Origin of the sequence: Halalkalibacter alkalisediminis (genome assembly GCF_028610705.1) — a bacterium.
GTDB lineage: Bacteria > Bacillota > Bacilli > Bacillales > Bacillaceae_D > Halalkalibacter > Halalkalibacter alkalisediminis.
Map to the genome: position 1 here is coordinate 42642 of NZ_JAQQWT010000016.1, position 20642 is coordinate 63283.

A 20642-nucleotide genomic window follows, 5' to 3' on the forward strand; every position below is an offset into this window, starting at 1 on the left:
TTAATTTTTAAAACAACAATACCTCCTAAATAGACACATAACGGCTTTATCATGGTGACAAGTCCGCTATTAATAGCGTCTACTTAAGAGGTAGAAGTTTGATAGATGTACTATTCTTTTGTAAAAGGTAACCCGTAGCCAAACGCTCCAAATATCGTACAAGTGTCAGCTGCTGCCTTCGCCGCTTCAGCTAACGACACTTCCATGTCCCCATGTTTGTGATGTTCTACTATGAATTTTGCTATAAAAGAATCTCCAGCACCCAATGTATCCACTACTTCGATAGGAACAATGGATTGACGATACCTTTTCCCTTTTTTGGAAAAAAGAGCCCCTTCACTTCCTCTAGTGACTCCGACAATCTCTACCCCATAGTCGTGAACAGTATCTATTAAAGCTTCGCACTCTTGAGGTTTTAAATCATTTCCTGAAAAAAAGGCTTGCTTAATAAAGGGACAGACAGTATCTAGATAGAGCTTCTCCCTTTGTGTGGAGAAGTCAAAAGAGACATCGATATAGTTACTGAGCTCTGGTAGCGTTTGTTCAAAATAACTATAGACACTTGTATGCACGAGATCATGCAACTTGATATACTCATAATCCTCTTCTGTTAAGCGTATGGTTAGATATTTTTGGATACCGCCTTTATTTCCTTTAAGAAATATACGATCTCCTTCTTCATCTAATGTAACAACAGCCATTCCGTTTTCTCCAAAAGCCTGTCTTAACTTAGATATGTCGATTTCTTCCTTCTCCAATGATTCCAACACATGACTTGCTGGTAAATCATTTCCTATGATACCCATGTACGAACTTATTTCTGCTCCATATCTTTTACTTAACACTGCGACATTTAATGCATTTCCACCTGGGTAAATCATGTCCTTGTCTTTATAGTAGTCTACTACATTATCACCAATAGCTAATAGTTTCATCTGTATCTACACCCTTCAAGAAGTTCTTATCCTTTAACACTTCCACTAGTTAACCCTCTAACAAAGTACTTCTGCATACACAAAAACAAAATGATAATTGGAGCCGCTGAGATCGTTAATCCAGCTAGTAACACGCCCCAGTTTGTTTCTAGTGCATCTCTAAATTGCATTAGCCCCGCAGGGATGGTTTTAAGACTTTCACTATCAATGAAAATAATGGCAAACATAAACTCATTCCATGAGAAGTAAGCTGTTAAAATCATCGCAGTTACTAATATAGGTACACTTAACGGAAGAAAAATTCTGAAAAATACACCTACATGAGTACAACCATCTAATACGGCTGATTCTTCTAATTCTTTAGGAATTGACAGAAAATAGGCACGTATTAATAAAATGGTAAATGGAATACGATAGGCAACGTATGGTAATATCAACGCTAAGTGAGTATTGTGAATCCCAAATGATTGAATCAAGTTATAAAGAGGAACCAAACTCACTTGAGGCGATAGCATCAAACCACCTAAACAAAAAATTAGCAAGAAAGTCTTCCCTTTAAATTGGAAACGAGATAAGCCGTATGCTCCTAAAGCACTTAGAAAAACGGTTAAAATACATGTGACAACTGTAACCATGACGCTATTTAAAAAGTAACTGGAAATCCCTCTGTTCCATGCTGTTACATAATTTTCAAATAACCAATTTGTCGGAAGAGCCCAACTATTCCCATAAATTTCACTTGTTTCTTTTAATGAATTAGTAATCATCCAGAATAATGGATAAGCAATGATAATAAAATAGACAATTAAAACTAAATAGACAGAGGTGACTCCTATAATCTTCCTTGGATGAAGCCTTTTTCTTTTAGGAGGAGCTATATTTGGCTGTTTTTCTACATTAACATTAACATTTGCACCCAAAGCTATTCCTCCTTCCCTGTCTTAAACAATTTTATTTGAACTAATGAGATTAGCATTGTAATGACTAATACAACAGTAGCAATTGCTGCAGCATAGCCCATCGCATCACGAGAAAATGCATTGTGATATAAGTAAGTTCCTAGGACTTGAGAGGAATTACCAGGCCCCCCTCCAGTTAAAATATATGGTTCATTAAATACGGTAAAAGCTTGTGTGACTGTTACTAAAGTTACGACGAAAGTCATTTCTTTTACTTGTGGAACTGTAACGGAGAAAAATTGTTGAATCTTTGAAGCACCATCTATGTCAGCTGCTTCATATAATTCAGTAGGTATTTTTTGCATGGCGACAATGTACAACATCATAATATACCCAATACTTTGCCATTGTGAGACAGCAATGACCGCATAAATGGCCGTTCCTGTTTCACCTAACCAAGCTCTAGTATAGTTTTCCAATCCGATTTCTATTAGAAACTTATTTAACAATCCTACCTGTGGGTTATAAAAGAAATCGAATAATAAAGCAATGACCGTGATAGAAATAATAACCGGTAAGAAGAACATCGTTCGAAAGAGTGGAGAGATACGTCTGACTAGCTTATCCTCTAACATAGCAGCTACGATTAAACCACCACCTACCTGAAAAATAACAGAGATAACTGCATAAAGTAAGTTATTCTTTAGCGCTGTATAGAACACAGCATCTTGGAATAGAGTGGTAAAGTTCTTAAATCCTACAAAGGTTTTTTCAGGGGAAAAGACACTCCACTCAAACAAACTATATTCAATATTTCGAATAATGGGAATATAAACAAAAACAAGTAACATCACAATACATGGTCCCAAATACAAATATGGGGTCAGTTTTTTATGATTGAGCATAAGCTCCCCCCTTTTTTTTATGGTGGAGTCGTATGACTCCACCCATATACGGTATATTGCTAGATTATTTAATCGACTTCGCTACTTGTTGTACGTCATTAATAATATCTTCTGGTGTTTTATCACCAGTAAGCATTAATTGTGCACCACTTAAATACGCATCGACAACTGAAATATTTATGTCCGTGTCAAGCCACAGCGCAATTCCTTCTGCATTAAGAATTACATCAACAGCTTCACGCTGTAATTCACTTGAATTACTTTCATTAACAGTTCCTTTTATTGCACTAAAGAGACCTACATCGGTTAATAATTTCTCACCCATCTCTTTCGATGTTAAAAACTTTAAAAACGCGACTGCTTCTTCTGGGTGTTCCGTCGTTGAAGAAACCATAAACCCTTCCGGCCCACCTGAAATATAGCCTTCTTTCCCCTTCTCATTATCAAGAGTTGGGAAATCAAAGAAACCTATCTCGAACCCTGCTCCAGGTTCTACTAGTCTTGTTTCTCCCATTTCTAAATATGCCATTGCAGCTTGACCATTCATAAACATTTCTCTAGCAAACTGGTGTTCAAGCGAGTTAGGACTTTCATTAAAATATGGAGACAATTGGTTTAACTTTTCCATTGCTTCTACATAGCCTGGGTCCGTAAATTCACCTGTAGACTGGTCATAATCTGTCATTCTTTGATCGTGATCTATTAACTTTTGGTTTAATGTCCCAATATAGTGAGAAACAGCCCACGGAGCTTTATTTCCAAATGCAATTGGCGTATAATCCGTTGTCGTTATTTTATCAAGGACAACGATGAACTCGTCCCAAGTATTAGGAACTTCAAGACCTAATTCAGCAAATATATCTTTGTTATAGAAGAACGCTTTTCCTCCCATTGCCCATGGAGCGCCGTATTGTTTTCCATTTAAACTAAACGGTTCCATCTGTGTTTCAACAAAGGAGTCCTTCCAATTTGTATCTTCCTCTAAATATGGAGTTAAATCAAGAGCTTTTTCTGCTCTTACAAAATTGTGGCCAAACTCGCCACTCCAAGAAAAATATACATCTGGGATATTTGTTGATGTCCCTAGTAAAACTCTCACTTTATCTTTGTAAGAATCATTTAATACAGCTTCTGTTTCAATTTTAATATGAGGGTTTTCCTTTTCAAATTCCTCTACTACATCTTTAAAATATTGATTATGAGGATCATTTGGCCAACGATGAAAGAAATTCAATGTAACCGTGTCTTTTGTCTCAGTGGCTGTTCCGGTATCTGGAGCAGGTGAAGAATTAGAATTACTCGCTGAATCTGAACATGCTGCTAATAGTAGAACACTAAATATCATCAAAAAAATAAATGTAAGCCTTTTCATTTTTATATCCCCCTTAAAATGAACGCCGTATTATGAAGATTCTGAATGCAAAGATGACATTCACCCTTGCATTCAGAACAAATTAAACTTAGTTAATTGGTAAGTGATAGTCTACTTTCCACATATATCTTCTTGTTGACAGTGGATGCTGTCGAGCATCCGCTAAAGCATTCGCATAGACCCGTAATACGTAATTTAATACAAGTGGTGCTATATAGCCTTCCATCTCTTCGTCAATTCCACTTAAGTCATACTCTTTAGCATCTAGTACAATTAATCGTTTACCATATCTTTTTGCGAATTCTAACGCACGTTCTTCTAAAGGACGAGTTTCATCAAGACCTAAAAGGTGAATAAAAGGTACCTTTTCATCCAAAATTTCAAATGGTCCGTGGAAATATTCACCCGCGTGAATCGCATGAGAATGAATCCATTGCATTTCCATTAAGATACAAATTGCAAATGAGTAGGCAACTCCATAGTTAGCACCACTACCGATGGTATAAATAACTTTTTCATCCTTATAGTCTTCTCCAAATTGCAGCGCATTTTCTTTAACAGCTACTTTTACTTTGTCGTAGACAGTTTGAAGGTTAGATAAACTTGTTACCATTTTCTCAAATTTCTCATTACCTTCAACAACATTTAATAGTCCCATTGTAAGTTGATACATAATACTATAGTTAGTATCAAACGCATTCGCTTGATCACCAAATTCAAACTTTACAACACAATCAACATTTTTAGCTAAATGCGAGCCTTCTTCATTCGTTAACCCTACTGTTAGCGCACCCTTTTCATTAGCAAATTGTGCTGCAAAAACGGTCTCAGGAGTGACACCCTCTAACGAACATAATATAACAAGTGAGTTCTTCCCTAATGTGTTAGGGTTTCTATGGATAAATTCATTGGAACTATATAAGTCTGAAACCATTTTTTTCGCTTCACGATCAAGAAGATATTTACTAGGATACATAAGTGCAGATGAACCACCACAAGCAACAAAAAATACATTTTCAATCGTACGCTCTTTAACAATATCTAAAACCTCTTGTACTTGACTTAATACTTTTACTTGTTCATTTGTGGGCATTTAAATGTCCTCCTAATTTTTTATATTGTTTAGTTGGTTAACTTTTAAACTGCTATCCTCCTTATTGATTTATCGCTATAACGTTTCGGTTTATGTTATAACGTTATATAACATTATAATAAATTAGAGTGTAACTCCTGTCAATTTATATTTATCAGAAAATTTAAAAACCTTTCGACAGAAAAAGTTGAAAATCGTCGAATGTTAAGACCTCTGTTTCAATCTAATAATACGTTCATATTTATTGGTATCAATAACCAGCTTTGTTGATTTAAAACTCTCAATTTCCTTTCATTACTCAGCCTTGAATAACTACTGAACGAAAATTATGTTTATTTTTCTTAAACGTTGAAAGAGGTAAATATTTTCTTAGCCCTCCATCAATCAGTTCAGCATTCTATTAGCCTTTGTTTGGAGCATACCTATCATGAGTTAGAGATAACTAGATCATAAAATTTTCTTATCTAACAAAAAAGACATTCCTTATTGGAATGCTTTACAATACAACTTCTTGAACTTCTAGAGCATGCACAAAAAATTGAGTTTTGGATTGTCTTCAATTTTAAGCAATTTGATATCATAATATAAACCCGTTGTTTCATCTAAGTATGTGAAATTGAAAACGCTAAACAAGTTTTAAGTTATAACAGCGTTTTAATGGATTCAATTAATAATCGAATCGTGATTTTAAACCCTATTTCATAGCTCCTTGGCGACTGAATTGGTAATAAACTTGAACATGACATATTAAGTTGTTATATTTTAAGTTATTCCGACATACACAACAATAAGATGTTATAATGGAGTTCCATTTAATAGTAAAAAAAGGATGCTAATACACTAGTAGGTAATTATTTAAAAACATTACATCACAATATAGCCAGAGGTGGGTCTAATGAAACTTAACCATTCAAGCTCAATACCTTTATATGCCCAATTAAAGGATATTATTAAAGCAGAAATAAGCAACGGTCATTATAAACATAACCAACAGCTACCAACCGAAGTTGAGCTCTGCGATATTTACGGGGTTAGTCGAATAACAGCTAGAAGAGCAATATCAGATTTAGTAGAAGAAGGTTACTTAACACGACAGCAAGGAAAAGGAACATTTGTGAAAGAAAAAATATTAAAAAGAGAGCTTATCTCTGTAAATGGTTTTTCTGAGCACATCATTCAATCTGGTGAAAAGCCTAACTCGCAAATTTTATCTTGTGATGTCGTAGAAGCTACCTCACAACTAACCGATCTGCTACATGTTAACGGAGACTCTCCCTTGCTTCAACTGAAACGTATCCTTTATATAGATGATGAGCCATTCGTTTTAGAAATTGCTCATTATCCTCTTGAGAGATTTCACAACTTGCAGGAATATATTACTCAATCTACATCAACCTATGAAATTCTCTCAAAAAAGTACAATGTTACGTTCTCTAGTAACACAAAAACGATAAATGTTATTCTGGCCGATTCTGACCAATCTAAATATTTAAAGTGCGATTTAGGCCAACCTTTATACTTTATTGAAAAGATAGCTTATGATATTAATCATGTTCCCGTTCATACTTCTTCTCTGTTTCTTCGAGCAGATCGTGCTAAATTTACAGTAAACTCCACAAACAAATAATAAGAAGGATCAGGCCTTATTTAGACCTGATCCTTCTTATTATTCTTCGCTTAAACATGATCGTTTCTCTTCTTATTTTGAATATTCACCTTATTGCCTTAGCAGCTTTTTGTACATCATTAATCACTTCTTGAGGTGTTTTATCACCAGTTAATAACAATTCAGTCCCAGTCAAATAAGCATCTACAACAGAAATATTCATATCTGTGTCAAGCCATAATGCGAACCCTTCTGCATTTAGGAGCATGTTTACAGCCTCTAATTGTAACGTTGTTGAATTTTCTTCAGTAATTGCCCCTTTTGTCGCACTATAAAACCCAACATCTGAGAGTAATTTCCCTCCCATTTTTGCTGATGTTAAGAACTTTAGAAACTCTATTGCTTCCTCTGGATGTTTCGTTGAGGCAGCAATGACAAATCCTTCTGGCCCACCTGAAATATAACCATTTCTCCCTTTCTCATCATCCAGTACCGGAAAGTCAAATAACCCTAGTTCGAACTCCGTCAAAGGTTCAACAAAACTTAATTCACTTAATTCTAAATAGGCCATGGCAGCCTGACCATTACTAAACATTTGCCTAGCAAATTGATGATCCAGCGAATTAGGACTATCTTTGAAGTATTTTGACAACACCTGAAGCTTCTCCAAACTCTTTATATATCCTTGATCTGTAAATTCACCCGTTTCCTGATTATAATCAGTCATTCTAGTATCATGATCAACTAGTTTCTGATTCAATGTGCCAATATAATGAGAAACAGCCCATGGTGCTCTATTCCCAAATGCAATCGGTGTATCCTTCTTTGTATAAAGCTTATCAAGCACAACTATCAATTCTTCCCAAGTTTTAGGTGGTTCAAGATTTAATTCTGCAAACATATCTTTATTATAAAAAAAAGCTTTTCCTCCCATTTTCCAAGGTACTCCGTATTGTTTTCCACCGAAGCTAAACGGTTCCATTTGCGTCTCAACAAATGAGTCGGTCCAATGTGGATCCTGTTCTAGATAGGAAGTTAAATCAAGAGCTTTATCGGCTCTAACGAAATTATAGACAAATTCACCACTCCATGAAAAAAATACATCAGGCGTATTAGAAGTCGTACCAAGAAGAACTCTCACTTTATCTTTATAAGCATCGTTTGCCACGGCTTCCATCTTAATCTTGATATGTGGATGTTCTTTTTCAAATGCAGCTACTACCTCTTTAAAATATTGATTATGAGGATCATTGGGCCATCTATGAAAGAAATTTAACGTAACCGTTCCTTCTTCTGAACTTGTAGTCTTAGTTGAGCATCCAAATAATGCTGAAATAATAATTACACTACAAAAAAAGACTAGTATTTTTTTCAACTTCATTAAGCTATCCCCTTTTTTCTAAATACCTACTATATTTAAACCAAAGCAAGTATAGTAGTTTAGTTGAGCTGTTTCAATATTGTGTTAGGGTAGTAATAGTAGATTTCCTAAATTTATTTTATTTCGCATTTACCTTTTTGTCTACAAATCCCTAGTATATTAAATTGTTCACTAAAAAGAAATATCAACCTAGAGTTGTTTACTAACCCAACATAAATAATAGATCCCAAAAAAGAGCTACCAGACTTCCGCATCAGCAGCAAATCTGTAGCTCTTCTAAGCAAGGACTAGACCCTACAACCCTAAGGAAATATATTTCACTTCCAAATAATCCTCAATTCCGTAATGACCGCCTTCGCGCCCAAGCCCACTTTGTTTAAAGCCACCAAATGGTGCTTGAGGAGTTGAGGGAAGACCGTCATTTAAGCCAATAATACCGTATTCAAGCGCTTCAGTGATTCGGATGCCTCGAGACAAATTTTCTGTAAAGACATACGCAGCTAAACCAAAGATTGAGTTATTTGCACGCTTAATCACCTCTTCTTCTGTTTGGAAAGGCGTGATAGGAGCTAACGGACCAAATGTTTCTTCAATCATACACGTCATGTCATCATGAACATTGGAGAGTACAGTTGGTTCCATGTATAGCCCTTCTTTCACTTCGCCCCCTGCTTCGATCTTTGCTCCCATTTGTACGGCATCATTAATTTGTTTCATTACTTTATCAACGGCTGCTTGATCGATAAGAGGACCAATTTCAACCCCATGATCAAGTCCATTACCTATTTTCAACTCATTGACTTTTGGAACAAGCTTCTCGATAAATGCTTCATAAATAGACTCATGGACGAAAATTCGATTCGAACAAATACATGTCTGACCAGCATTACGAAACTTAGAATGGATAACACCTTCGACCGCTTTATCTAGGTCTGCATCCTCCATTACGATCACAGGAGCATGACCTCCAAGCTCCATGGATACTTTTTTCACTGTACTTGCTGAGCCCTTGATTAATTCCTTCCCAACTTCTGTCGACCCTGTAAATGTCAGCTTACGAACACGATCATCCTCTAACCAAGCCTGTCCAATCTCTCTTGAATTACCAGTAACTAAGTTCACAACACCTTTTGGAATTCCAGCCTCAGAAGCAAGCTCCACCATTTTAATTGCTGTCAGTGGTGTCAGGTTCGCTGGTTTGATTACGACCGTGCATCCAGCAGCTAAAGCTGGTCCAACCTTACGAGTAATCATAGCTGCAGGGAAGTTCCATGGCGTGATTGCTGCAACGACACCAACCGGTTGCTTTTGGACAAACAGTCGCTTATTACGCTGCGTAGCTGGGATTGTTTCACCATAGATTCGCTTCGCTTCTTCTGCATACCAAGCAAAGAATCCATTAGCGTAATTCATCTCTCCAAGAGCTTCTTGTATTGGCTTTCCCTGCTCCATTGTCATGATTTGAGCGATTTCTTCTTTGTTTTCTTGAATCAAATCATGCCATTTACGAATTAATTCCGAACGCTCGTACGCTGAAAACTTGGACCACTCAGCAAATGCTACATGAGCTGCATCGACAGCTTGCGCTGCTTCCTTCGCTCCACCTTTAGAAATGGTCGCAATCACTTCATTTGTTGCAGGATTGGTCACCTCAATCGCATCAAAACCTTCTACCCATTCACCATTAATATAAATACCATAATGTTTCAACGTACATTTCCTCCTTTTAAGAAAGCTTGGCTTCTACAAAGCTTTCTTTTTCTCTTTTTTCCACTCCTGTTACTAATGGATGATCACCATCACCCAGCTTTTTTCTCACTATCGTTATTAAAAAGTCCCTCTTTATCATCATCACCTTTGAAGAAATTCTTACCGTAAATTAATAGGCAAAGTAGAATCCCCACTGCAAATGCCCACGTTGCCCCTTTTGTTGCTAGAACTGCTCCAATAATACCCGCAATTCCTAAGTCACGTTGACTTTTTGCTTGCATGATCCCTACGCGAACGCTTACATAACCTTGGATCATTAACGTTAGCGCCAAAGCGATTCCTAAGATTGGTTCTACTAAACTAACGATTGGCAACAATAGCACCCCTGTATTCGTTCCCCAACGGAAAGAACCAGAACCACCGAAAATCGAGTGCATCGCTTTTTTGCCTTCTTTGAATCGTTCAATGACGACAACTTGCATCGCTGCCCACATTGGTCCACACATAACGATATCGGGTCCAAAAATACCCATTGTAGCGTTTCTTCCACCGAAAATTAAATGTGCACGGTTTGCGTTGTAATCAATTTTTTCATCTTTTCTAAATTCATCTGCTTCACTTACTAACGCTTTACTTTGTAGGACGTCACCGAACAGTACGATGTAAGTAGCTAGTACTGTAGGGATTGACGCAATAAACATCATTAATGGAGGAAACCCTAATCCAAATACGGTGAACTCTGCAAATAATGTGGCAAAGTCAGGTTTGCTAAATCCCCATTCAATCGTTGGCCACGGAGCCTCTCCAAACAATGGAGCAATAACAACGGCTAAAAGAATAATTGGGAAAATCCCTAAATTAGAAAGAACTCTCCAAAATCCTCCTCTTTGCTTCAGTTTCGCAAAATGTTTAGAGAAAATTAGATAGAAAGCCACTGCGCAAGTGATACTGATCGTAATTGGGAACAACTCAAAGCGGCCACCAACATCAAAGATTGTAATAACCGCTGCAAAACCAGCCCCTAAAATAACCCCTGCCTTCATCGCACTTGGGACGAGGTTCACGACTTTAGACGCTAAGCCGGTAATCCCGAGGAAGATCGAAAAAATTCCTAAGGTGAGTTGGAAGGCAATGAGTGCGTATATCCTCTCGTCCCCTTCAGGGAACTGTGAAACAAATAAGATCATTAACGGGATCGCTGGTGTAATCCAACCAGGAACAACAGGATCTCCAAGCATATGATGAGTCAAATACAAAATTCCATTTAGAATCACGACAGCTAGGGCGACTTCAAACGGCATGCCAAGGTATTGAACCATTAACGGAATCGCAGCCAAATCAACTGCACACATTAACAATCCTTGAAAATAATCTGGAAACTCAAAACGGTAATGAATAAATGGCAACCTTAATTTAAATGGACCAAGCGGTGTAAATGGTGTTTCCTCACCATCTTTCCTTTGCTTCCACAGCATAATGACTCCCCCTTTGATAAGCAGATTGATAGATCTTTTCAATATCTTTGACACTTAAAGCTCTTGGGTTATTATCCATCAATCGCTTCGCTTTACTTGCATCGATCGCCATATCAGGAATGACCTCTTCAGGGATTCCAAAATCTTGAAGACTCTCTGGAATCTCAACATATCGCGATAACCTTCTCATTTCGTTAATTGCCCGGTCAGCCGCTTCATGAGTGGTTAAATTCTTCGTATCAATCCCTAACGCTTCGGCAAGATCTTTAAATTTCGTCAGACAGCTAATTTTATTCCATTCCATTACGTAAGGAAGCAACACTGCATTGCTTACTCCGTGAGCAATGTTAAAGCGTCCTCCAAGCGGATAAGCCAAAGCATGCACAGCGCCGACACCTGCATTTCCAAATGCCATTCCTGCCATTAAACTCCCCGTCACCATCGCTTCCCTAGCTTCAAGATCATATGGATTCGCATATGCTTTTGGTAAAAACTCTCCAATCATTTTGACCGCTTTAATAGCCAATGCATCGGTAATCGGTGATGCATTAACAGAAATATAAGCTTCAACCGCATGAACCAGTGCATCAATTCCACTTGCTGCTGTCACAGATTTCGGACACGTTAACGTCATCTCTGGAGAAACAATTGCTACCTTTGGCAACAAATGAGGGCTGACAATTCCCTTCTTCAGCTGCTCTTTCTTATCAGAAAGAATTGTGATATTCGTTACCTCTGATCCTGTACCTGCTGTAGTGGGGATCGCAATGAGTGGAAGACCCGCTTCTTTGACTAGGTCCACTCCAAACATTTCTTCAATCGGACTACTATTCGTATACACAACAGAGGCAGCTTTCGCGATATCAATTGCACTCCCTCCACCAACAGCAATCAATCCTTCGTAGTTTCCTTTTTTAATCTCGTTCACACAATCTTCTACCAGTCCAACTTCCGGTTCTGGTTTCACACGATTGTAAACGCATACATTAAACTCCAGTAATTCACGCTTGACCTTTTCTACGACACCTGCTTTTTCTAAAATTTCGTCCGTTATTATTAAAACGCTCTCAATTTTAAGATTTTTAACTTCCTTACTTAACTGTTTTAGTGAATCACTTCCAGTTAAAAGTTTATTTGCAATTTTGAATTCTGATATGAACATGTTTGACATTTCCCCTTTCTCACTTTCTTCATTGCAATAAGTGTGCCAACTTTTTAAAAAGTTTCTTCACAGACAAATCAAGGGGTTTCGACATTATTCCGTCTAAAAATTGTCATTTACCTGTCAAAAACTGATTAAAAATGTGATCAGTTGATTATATTTATAATCAATTTTGTTGCTTTTTCAGCTTCTGAACGATGCTCGCTTGACTAACTCCAAGTACTTCTGCCACTTTACGTGTCGTTTTATATTTTTTCATTGCGTCATGAATGATACTTAATTCGTATTGCTGAACACGTTCTTTGAGTGAAAAGTCACTTCCACCTTGTTCACGATGGTATGAATGCTTGTACTCCTCAGGTAAGTGTTTTAACGTAATCTCCTCGTCTAGCGTAGTTACAACTAAGCGCTCAACAATATTTAAAAGTTCCCTTATGTTTCCAGGCCATGAATACTCACTTAAACAATCCAAACAATCAATATTAATCGTCTTTTCCATTCCATACTTTTCATTAAACCTCATTAAAAACCGCCGAATTAACGGAATGATTTCTTGTTTTCTTTCATGGAGTGGCGGCACGATGATCGGAACAATGTTTAGTCGATAATAAAGATCGTCGCGAAATTTCCCTTCACTGACTTGTTTTTTTAAATCTTTATGCGTAGCTGAGATGATCCGTACATCCACCTCAAGAACTGTTGTCGATCCAATTCTCATGAAGCGGTTTTCCTCGACCACCTTTAATAATTTCACTTGTAAATCTAACGGCAAATCACCAATCTCATCCAAAAACAACGTCCCACCATTTACTTGTTCGAGCAATCCCTTCTTCCCTTTTATTAACGCACCGGTAAAGGACCCTGGCTCATAGCCAAATAGCTCGGCCTCAATTAAATTGACCGGAATGGCCCCACAGTTAATCTCTATAAACGGTTGGTCTGAACGCTTACTTTTTTTATGAATAAACCTTGCGATCAAACTTTTCCCAACACCAGTTTCTCCCTGCAGCAATACTTTCGCATCGGTCATTGCGACCATTTCAGCTAACTGGAAGAGCTCTTTCGTCTTCGGACTTGCAACATAGAGTTCTAAATCATGAAAGGCTTCATCCTTTAAAAAGTCTCCTTCATCCTCTTGATTCACCCAATATTGAAGGCCATCTAACTCATGCTTCAGCTTTAATAACTCGGTAATGTCACGAACACTACTAATAACTAAGTTAATTTCCCCTTGCTTAGAGAAGATTGGTGTCCCACTAACAATGATCGTCCGGTCACCCTTAATGGTTTGCATTCTCGTGACTGACTTTTTCTGCTTGATCACTTCTAGAGAAATAGACTGAGAGATATACCCTCTCTTGACGAGTTCATCCATATGCAGCCCGGCCACTTCACGTGCTTTTATCCCTGTAATACGTTCATACGCCAAGTTTACTAATAGCGTAATTCCCTCACCATCCGTAATATACACCCCATCATGGAGGGAGTTAATAATCGGAAGAAAAAAATTACTTGAAAGAATATCCTTATAGTTCTTTAAAAGACCGAGGGGTAAACCATCCTCTATTAAATGATCTTTGTATTCCACACTATTTGTTACGTAACTCTCTACTGTCTCAGACAATTCTCCCTTTTGAATAGCAGATTGCAAACTATCAACCGTAAAATAACCGATAAACGTTCCACGTTCATCCACCACTTCTAACACATCGGTCCTAGTTCTATTAAAAAACGGAATGACTTCTTCAATGGTAATATTTCTTTTTACATTCATCTATTTATTCCTTTCCTTATATCACTAGTAAAATTTTTAAACATTATAGCATAAAGGAGCAACAAGTTGATGATGCCGATGACTATCAAACGCTCTCATTGAAGTCAACCAATGTCAGAGACACTCCGCTAGGCAAAAGAAAAAGAACCAAAGCCCATTGGCTCTAGTTCCTCCGCTTACATTCATTTATCGTGTCTACTTTTAGAATCGCATCGCTCAGACACCTTAGTTACACTATTTATTCAATGACTGTGCAGAGATCCATTCCATAATGGTTGTTGTTTTTCCATTAATTGTTTCTGCAACCTCGTTGTTATAAACGTAGATCCATGACCAATGTCCATTGTATTCAAATGGTGTGCCATCGGCTTTGTTGTAAAGGCCTGTCGTATCATACACGCCATCAAATAAGCTTAATTGTACATTTTTTGCTCCAGCTTCAAGTAATCGATTATAAGTTGGAAGGGTGTGTAATTCTGGTCTTAATGTTGTATCATTTGCCGATGTAACGAACCAAATTGGCGTCTTTGTCAGATTTTCAATATCTTCATCTGTAATTAATGTAGTCCGAAGACCTTCACACACCGGAAATGCAGCTGCAAAGTACCCTGGATAATCGCGAATCATAAGCATCGTCATATATCCACCATTTGAAGCACCGCCAATGTAAATTCGGTTCGGATCAATATCAGGGTTATTGGCTACATAATCTTGTATTAATGCCATTAGTGCTTCTTGATAGATAGAAGTTCCATCAGCTCCTCCTGTAAAACCATCCATCCATCTAGTCGGTGCCTGAGGTACTAATACATATGCTCCATCAAAATAGGATTGAATTTCTTCAGTGGCGAAGTTAACAGCTTTATTAGCAGAAAGTGGAATGGACGTATCCGTTCCGCCTTCTCCTCCACCGTGTAGCCAGATAATTAATGGATTCTTAACTTTGTCTTTCGCTGGTACATAGTCTGCATATGTTAAAGTAACGTCATTGTACGTTTTTGATCCCGAAGAGAAATCATTTACCAGTTCTCTTATACCACCTGCAAATGTATCAGCAACCAATCCTGAAATGGTCCCTGAATTTCCTGAATGAATGGTAATATCTTCTACCTGAGTAATGGTATACTCCGTATGAATCCAAGCGTTCAAACCTGTAGTTGCCCAATCATAGTTGAGCGGGGAATCTAGCGAGCTATTTGGTCCAATTTCCATTTCTAATACTACATATTTCCCTCTTACAGCAGGTTTTCCATCTTTATCAGAAACATAAGCTTCTGTGACTGTACGGTACCCTTCTTCCAAGAAAGGATTTGCTAATCTATCGTCACTTCTTGCTACATGTACTTTAAACGTATCCTTTGTTACTGAATCCTTTGGTAATGGTGTACCTATTTCAACGATTACCTTTGAATCTGCTGCACCCCAGTCATGAATTTCTGTAACCGTACGGTAAGATGTTGGTTTTGTATTTCCTTCCTTAGCAAATACACCAGCACTGAAAGAAAGTGACATAATCATTGTTACGATCAATAACAGTCCAATTTTCACGTGTTTTTTGAGCATTACCTTCTACCTCCCTATTTGAATGGTATTTCAGCAACTTCATTTCCTAATTAAAATTAAAGACTGATGTCCCTAAACCGAAATTCTATCAACCTCCCCCTTGTAAACCCTTACATTTAAATCCTAGCACAATACATTCTCTTTTTTTAGCACTGCTTGTAGCACAAAATTGTGGTTATCTGTATTTATTTGTTACATTTACGAAAACAAAAAAAGTACACCTCTCTCAAAAAGAGGGCGTACTTTCTTATAAATAAATGGTACACAGATAAAACGGTGTTTCCCAACCTGTTATTATGCTATAGAGCTGATTAAGATTAATTCAGTTTAGAAAGTCTATCGATCTCGATTTGTGGCGCTAAAACATCATTGACCGTTTCAACTACCATATCTTTTTCGATTTTAAATGAAGCTGTCCCCCTGATATCTGTTGAAGAAGCACCTACAAGGACTTCATACGTTCCTTTTTCAACGATCCAGGCTGATTTCTCTTCATCAAAAGAAGCGATATCCTTTAAATCCAAATCAAATTTCAGATTCTCTTTTTTACCTGGTTCTAACTCTTTTGTCTTCGTAAATGCCTTCAATTCTAATTCTGGTTTTTCAAGCTTCCCATCTGGTGCTGAAACATATACTTGAACAGCTTCTCGACCAGCAACCTCTCCGGTATTTTCGACAGTTGCAAATACTGTAATCCTATCCTTGAATTGACCATTACGATTTACTCTAACTTTGTCGTAATCAAACGTGGTATAAGACAAGCCGTAACCAAATTCATAAGCTGGCTCCAAGCCAAAAGTTGTATTATAGCGATACCCGACATAAATATCTTCTTCATACGTAAATTCATTATTTACACCAGGATAACGGTCTGCATAAGGAAGCTCTGCATAATCAACTGGGAACGTTTGCGGAAGCTTCCCTGATGGGTTAACTTTACCCGTTAGGACGTCAGCTACTGCATTTCCTAATTCTTGACCCGGCTGCCATCCAAGAACAATTCCATCAACCTTATCTTCCCAGCTTGCTGTTTCAAGTGGTCCTTCGACATTAAGAATAGCAATAACAGGTTTTCCTTGTTCTCGATAAGCCGCTGATACATCCTCAATCATTTTTAGTTTAGATTCTGATAAGTAGAAATCATTCTTTGAACGGTCAGATCCATAAGTACCAAATTCTGTTGATAGAACGATAATCCCTACATCCGTGTTTTCAGCTGCTGCAACCGCCTCCTCCGTGACATCCATTTCAGGAAGTGTTGGGAAGGTTGAAACGAAGAAGTTACCAGGTGTTTGTTTGTATTCATCCGTGGCTCTTAGTTCTTCTACATACGTTTCGTATTTAGCTAACAACTCTTCATTAATCATTAAACCTGAATTTTGTAACCCTTCAGGAATGCCAATTTGATACGGTGCGTATACAAGGGCACTACCTCGTCCTCCCGTCATTGTTTCAATGTTTGGAGTGCCAAATAATGAAACGCTCATATCACCTTTTAATGGTAATGCCTTAGCTTCATTTTTGAGAAGGACCATACCATCAGCCGCTGCTTGACGTGCAAGTTTTGCACCTGCTTCTAAATCTGGTGAGTTCGTTGCTACATGTCCTTTGAATGTAGGAGTTTGCACAACGATGTTAAGAATTTCTTTGATATTGCGATCGAGATACTTTTCATTTAGATTTCCGTCTTTAACTGCATCCATTATCCGATTAACCTGATCCAAGTTACCTGGCATAAACAAATTTGTACCTGCCATAATCTGTTTTACAATGTCTCTATTGTTTCCATTTTCCCAATCCGTCATCGCAAACCCATTAAATCCCCAGTCTTCTCTTAACACGCTTGTTAACAGGTCTTTATTTTCCGTTGCATACGTACCATTAATCGCATTATAGGAATCCATAATCGCCCAAGGATCGGACTCTTTAACAGCTATCTCAAAGCCTTTTAAGTAGATTTCTCTCAAAGCCCTTTGACTAACATTCATATTTCCGTTATTTAATTCTCTTTGATTATAAGCTGCAAAATGCTTGATCGTTGTTCCAACTCCGTTGTCTTGAACACCGTTCACGAATTCAGCTGTCATAATTCCTGTTACTAGAGGATCTTCTGAAAAATATTCATAGTTTCTGCCATTCAATAAATAACTTTGAATATTCATTCCTGGAGCTAGAAGAAGGTCGATGCCGTATGCTTTTAGTTCATCTGCAGTGGCGACCCCTACATCATTTACTAACTCTGTATCCCACGTTGAAGCAAGTACATTTGGGGATGGGAATTTCGTAGCATGAAACGTTTGGTCAGTTCCTGGTCTTGTTGGATCAATTCGAACACCCATTGGTCCATCTGCTAACACAATGGCTGGAATACCTAGGCGCGGGATAGACTGTGTTTGCCCTGCAGCTCCAGGAACTTTTCTTGATTGCCCTCCAATAATTTCTCCATTAACGGGATCAATGGAAACCGTATTGGCTCCTACTACCATCGCAGCTTTTTCCTGTAGTGTCATTGCCGCAATAACCGCATCAATGGAGGCAGCATCTACTAATTGAGGCACTTGTTGTTGCTCTACTCCTTGCTGGGTAACGGTTGCAGGGCTATTCGAATTTGCATTGGAAGCAAGTGCCAAATCAATATTAACCCCACTTAACATTAACCCTGATGCTAACGCAATTGCCAGTAGTTTCCTTTTCTTTTTTTTCCACTTTTTCAACATAAACTCTACCCCTCTCAAATTTATTATTTCCTTTAAAATAACCAATGTAAGCGATAACAATTTAAGCATACTAGATTTTTCTCGAGTACACACTTTCAAAATATTCACTTTTTTGTGTTTTCTAGCATTTTATTGTTTTTCTTAAGAAACGTAAAAAAAACCCCGAAAACTTCGGAGTTCTTCTTCCAATACTATCCTTTCACAGAACCAGCTAATAGTCCTTTTACAAAATACTTCCCAAGAATAATATAAACTAATAAAGTTGGTAATGCCGCTAACAAAGCACCAGCCATCTGTACATTCCACTGAACAATTTGACTACCTGAAAGATTTTGCAAGGCAACCATAACAGGCTGCTGGCTTGTAGTTGTGATCGAAACCGCAAACAAGAATTCGTTCCAAATATTGGTGAACTGCCAAATTCCAACGACAACAAATCCAGTGATCGATAATGGAAATACGATATGTCGATAGAGACGAAGAAATCCAGCTCCATCTACCTTCCCTGACTCTAACATTTCATCCGGAATATTAGCGTAAAAGTTACGAAACATGAGTGTGGTAATTGGCAAACCATACACAACATGCACAAAAATCAGACCGGGAATGGTATTATACAAGTTTACTTCTCTTAAAAATTGAATAAGAGGGATTAAGATACTTTGATAGGGAATAAACATTCCAAACAAAATGGCTGTAAATATCCAATCTGAACCCTTAAACTTCCATTTTGAGAGGACATATCCGTTTAAAGACCCTAATAATGCCGATAATATCGTAGCTGGTATAACAAGATAAATCGTATTTAGTAGATTGGGAGATAACCTAGAAAACGCATGGACATAGCTACTCCAATCAATCGAACTCGGCAGTGCCCACATTTGCGCTAGAGTTACTTCATCAATTGGCTTAATGCTCGTAATAAACATGACGTACACCGGCATTAAAAAGAGCAAACTTAAAGCTATGAGAATCATATATAACATAGGGCGATATAAGGATTTAGCGACCATTACGATACACCCTTTCTACTCGAAATTAAATATGGCACAATGAAGATGGCTACAGAGACTAGCATGATAATCGCAATTGCCGCTCCGTTCCCATAATAATTAGCTCGGAATGTTGTTTCAAACATATACACCCCTGGTACATCAGTTACAAAGTTCGCCCCTGGACCAGTCATCGCATAAATTAAATCAAATATTTTCAACGAAATATGAGCCATAATAATAATGACACTCATGGTAATCGGTGTTAATAAAGGTAGGATAATTTTACGATAAATCTGAAATTCTGTAGCCCCGTCCATCCTCGCTGCCTCACGTACCTCATCTGGTATTGCCCTTAACCCAGCTAAATACATCGCAGTGGAAAAGCCTGACATCTGCCAGACAGCAGCAATGACAACTGCAATCATAGCCATCGGGAGTCCAAATTCAATCTTGCCCATATTCAAAGCTGGAACAATCGTTGTATCTGTATACCATTTTGAATCCATCCCAAATTTAGATAAAAATAGGTTTATACCCGTAGATGGGTGTAATAACCATTGCCAAACAACACCTGTTACGACAAACGACAAAGCCATTGGGAAGAAAAAGATGTTGCGGAACAGCGATTCTTGCTTCAACTTTTGATCAAGTAAAATAGCCAACGTTTGTCCTATTAAGATAACAGCACATATAAATAAGATCGTAAAGAATATCGTATTTCTGATGTCAGCTTGAAAACGAAAATCTTGAAAGATGAAGGCATAGTTTTTTAAACCAGCAAATGATAAATCAGGAACTAATGAATTCCAATTACTAAACGACACATATCCAGTCCAGCCGATAAAGCCGTAGACGAAAATGCCTATTAAAAGAATAGAGGGTGTGATAAACAGTAGGGCATATATTTGATCGATATTTAATTTCTTTTTCCTTTTAGGTTTTGGATCTGGCACTACCTTTGGATTTGGAACGACACTTGTTTGTTTCGTCTCAAACTGTTTCAATGGTTCCATTTTGATTTACCCCTTTTCTTATAAGAAAAGAGGAAGAGTGAT

General features: G+C 37.7%; 15 protein-coding genes. 1 reads left to right on the plus strand and 14 read right to left on the minus strand.

Annotated elements, in window-relative coordinates:
• Positions 1-110: 110 nt before the first annotated feature.
• The 5 genes from PQ474_RS17915 to PQ474_RS17935 all read right to left on the minus strand — a co-directional run bounded on the left by PQ474_RS17915 (position 111) and on the right by PQ474_RS17935 (position 5204).
• Positions 111-935, minus strand: a complete 825-nt coding sequence (locus PQ474_RS17915; protein ID WP_273846104.1) for a PfkB family carbohydrate kinase — start codon at positions 933-935, stop codon at positions 111-113.
• Between the two features lie 26 nt (positions 936-961).
• Positions 962-1813 (minus strand): carbohydrate ABC transporter permease, encoded by an 852-nt coding sequence (locus PQ474_RS17920; RefSeq protein WP_273846210.1) that lies wholly within the window; start codon positions 1811-1813, stop codon positions 962-964.
• Positions 1814-1857: 44 nt separating this feature from the next.
• Positions 1858-2739, minus strand: a complete 882-nt coding sequence (locus tag PQ474_RS17925) for a carbohydrate ABC transporter permease (protein ID WP_273846106.1) — start codon at positions 2737-2739, stop codon at positions 1858-1860.
• 64 nt (positions 2740-2803) lie between these two features.
• Positions 2804-4111: an ABC transporter substrate-binding protein gene (locus PQ474_RS17930; protein ID WP_273846108.1), complete on the minus strand. Its 1308-nt coding sequence runs from the start codon at positions 4109-4111 to the stop codon at positions 2804-2806.
• Positions 4112-4199: 88 nt separating this feature from the next.
• The gene (locus tag PQ474_RS17935) at positions 4200-5204 is read right to left on the minus strand and encodes an SIS domain-containing protein (RefSeq protein ID WP_273846111.1); all 1005 of its coding nucleotides are present in this window, start codon (positions 5202-5204) and stop codon (positions 4200-4202) included.
• Between the two features lie 895 nt (positions 5205-6099).
• Here PQ474_RS17935 and PQ474_RS17940 point away from each other — a divergent pair.
• Entirely contained in the window at positions 6100-6831 is a 732-nt protein-coding gene (locus tag PQ474_RS17940) for a GntR family transcriptional regulator (RefSeq protein WP_273846114.1), read from the plus strand.
• 85 nt (positions 6832-6916) lie between these two features.
• Here the strand turns inward: PQ474_RS17940 and PQ474_RS17945 are convergent, their stop codons facing one another.
• The 9 genes from PQ474_RS17945 to PQ474_RS17985 form a co-directional block, all read right to left on the minus strand.
• Entirely contained in the window at positions 6917-8185 is a 1269-nt protein-coding gene (locus PQ474_RS17945) for an ABC transporter substrate-binding protein (protein WP_273846213.1), read from the minus strand.
• Positions 8186-8485: 300 nt separating this feature from the next.
• The gene (locus tag PQ474_RS17950) at positions 8486-9901 is read right to left on the minus strand and encodes an NAD-dependent succinate-semialdehyde dehydrogenase (RefSeq protein WP_273846118.1); all 1416 of its coding nucleotides are present in this window, start codon (positions 9899-9901) and stop codon (positions 8486-8488) included.
• A gap of 89 nt (positions 9902-9990) precedes the next feature.
• Positions 9991-11376 carry a permease family protein gene (locus PQ474_RS17955; protein ID WP_273846121.1) on the minus strand — a complete coding sequence of 462 codons (1386 nt, stop codon included), beginning with the start codon at positions 11374-11376 and terminating at the stop codon, positions 9991-9993.
• Positions 11348-12538, minus strand: a complete 1191-nt coding sequence (locus PQ474_RS17960; RefSeq protein WP_273846124.1) for an iron-containing alcohol dehydrogenase — start codon at positions 12536-12538, stop codon at positions 11348-11350. The genes PQ474_RS17955 and PQ474_RS17960 overlap by 29 nt, the downstream gene beginning before the upstream one ends.
• 166 nt (positions 12539-12704) lie before the next feature.
• Positions 12705-14312 carry a sigma-54 interaction domain-containing protein gene (locus PQ474_RS17965; protein WP_273846127.1) on the minus strand — a complete coding sequence of 536 codons (1608 nt, stop codon included), beginning with the start codon at positions 14310-14312 and terminating at the stop codon, positions 12705-12707.
• A 234-nt stretch (positions 14313-14546) separates the two neighbouring features.
• On the minus strand, positions 14547-15875 hold the full coding sequence (locus PQ474_RS17970) for a prolyl oligopeptidase family serine peptidase (protein ID WP_273846132.1): 1329 nt from the start codon (positions 15873-15875) through the stop codon (positions 14547-14549).
• A 317-nt stretch (positions 15876-16192) separates the two neighbouring features.
• Positions 16193-18592, minus strand: a complete 2400-nt coding sequence (locus tag PQ474_RS17975; RefSeq protein WP_273846135.1) for a beta-glucosidase — start codon at positions 18590-18592, stop codon at positions 16193-16195.
• Positions 18593-18783: 191 nt separating this feature from the next.
• A complete protein-coding gene (locus tag PQ474_RS17980) occupies positions 18784-19605 on the minus strand; it encodes a carbohydrate ABC transporter permease (protein ID WP_273846140.1) in 822 nt (273 codons plus the stop codon).
• Positions 19605-20600, minus strand: coding sequence for a carbohydrate ABC transporter permease (locus PQ474_RS17985; protein ID WP_273846144.1), 996 nt, complete (start codon positions 20598-20600; stop codon positions 19605-19607). Before PQ474_RS17985 ends, PQ474_RS17980 begins: the two co-directional genes overlap by 1 nt.
• Positions 20601-20642: the final 42 nt, after the last annotated feature.

Excerpts from the sequence above, each read along its gene's own strand:
- PQ474_RS17915 (WP_273846104.1), bottom strand. The coding sequence starts at position 935 with ATGAAACTATTAGCTATTGGTGATAATGTAGTAGACTACTATAAAGAC.
- PQ474_RS17925 (WP_273846106.1), bottom strand. The coding sequence starts at position 2,739 with ATGCTCAATCATAAAAAACTGACCCCATATTTGTATTTGGGACCATGT.
- PQ474_RS17930 (WP_273846108.1), bottom strand. The coding sequence starts at position 4,111 with ATGAAAAGGCTTACATTTATTTTTTTGATGATATTTAGTGTTCTACTA.
- PQ474_RS17935 (WP_273846111.1), bottom strand. The coding sequence starts at position 5,204 with ATGCCCACAAATGAACAAGTAAAAGTATTAAGTCAAGTACAAGAGGTT.
- PQ474_RS17940 (WP_273846114.1), top strand. The coding sequence starts at position 6,100 with ATGAAACTTAACCATTCAAGCTCAATACCTTTATATGCCCAATTAAAG.
- PQ474_RS17955 (WP_273846121.1), bottom strand. The coding sequence starts at position 11,376 with ATGCTGTGGAAGCAAAGGAAAGATGGTGAGGAAACACCATTTACACCG.
- PQ474_RS17960 (WP_273846124.1), bottom strand. The coding sequence starts at position 12,538 with ATGTTCATATCAGAATTCAAAATTGCAAATAAACTTTTAACTGGAAGT.
- PQ474_RS17965 (WP_273846127.1), bottom strand. The coding sequence starts at position 14,312 with ATGAATGTAAAAAGAAATATTACCATTGAAGAAGTCATTCCGTTTTTT.
- PQ474_RS17970 (WP_273846132.1), bottom strand. The coding sequence starts at position 15,875 with ATGCTCAAAAAACACGTGAAAATTGGACTGTTATTGATCGTAACAATG.
- PQ474_RS17975 (WP_273846135.1), bottom strand. The coding sequence starts at position 18,592 with ATGTTGAAAAAGTGGAAAAAAAAGAAAAGGAAACTACTGGCAATTGCG.
- PQ474_RS17980 (WP_273846140.1), bottom strand. The coding sequence starts at position 19,605 with ATGGTCGCTAAATCCTTATATCGCCCTATGTTATATATGATTCTCATA.
- PQ474_RS17985 (WP_273846144.1), bottom strand. The coding sequence starts at position 20,600 with ATGGAACCATTGAAACAGTTTGAGACGAAACAAACAAGTGTCGTTCCA.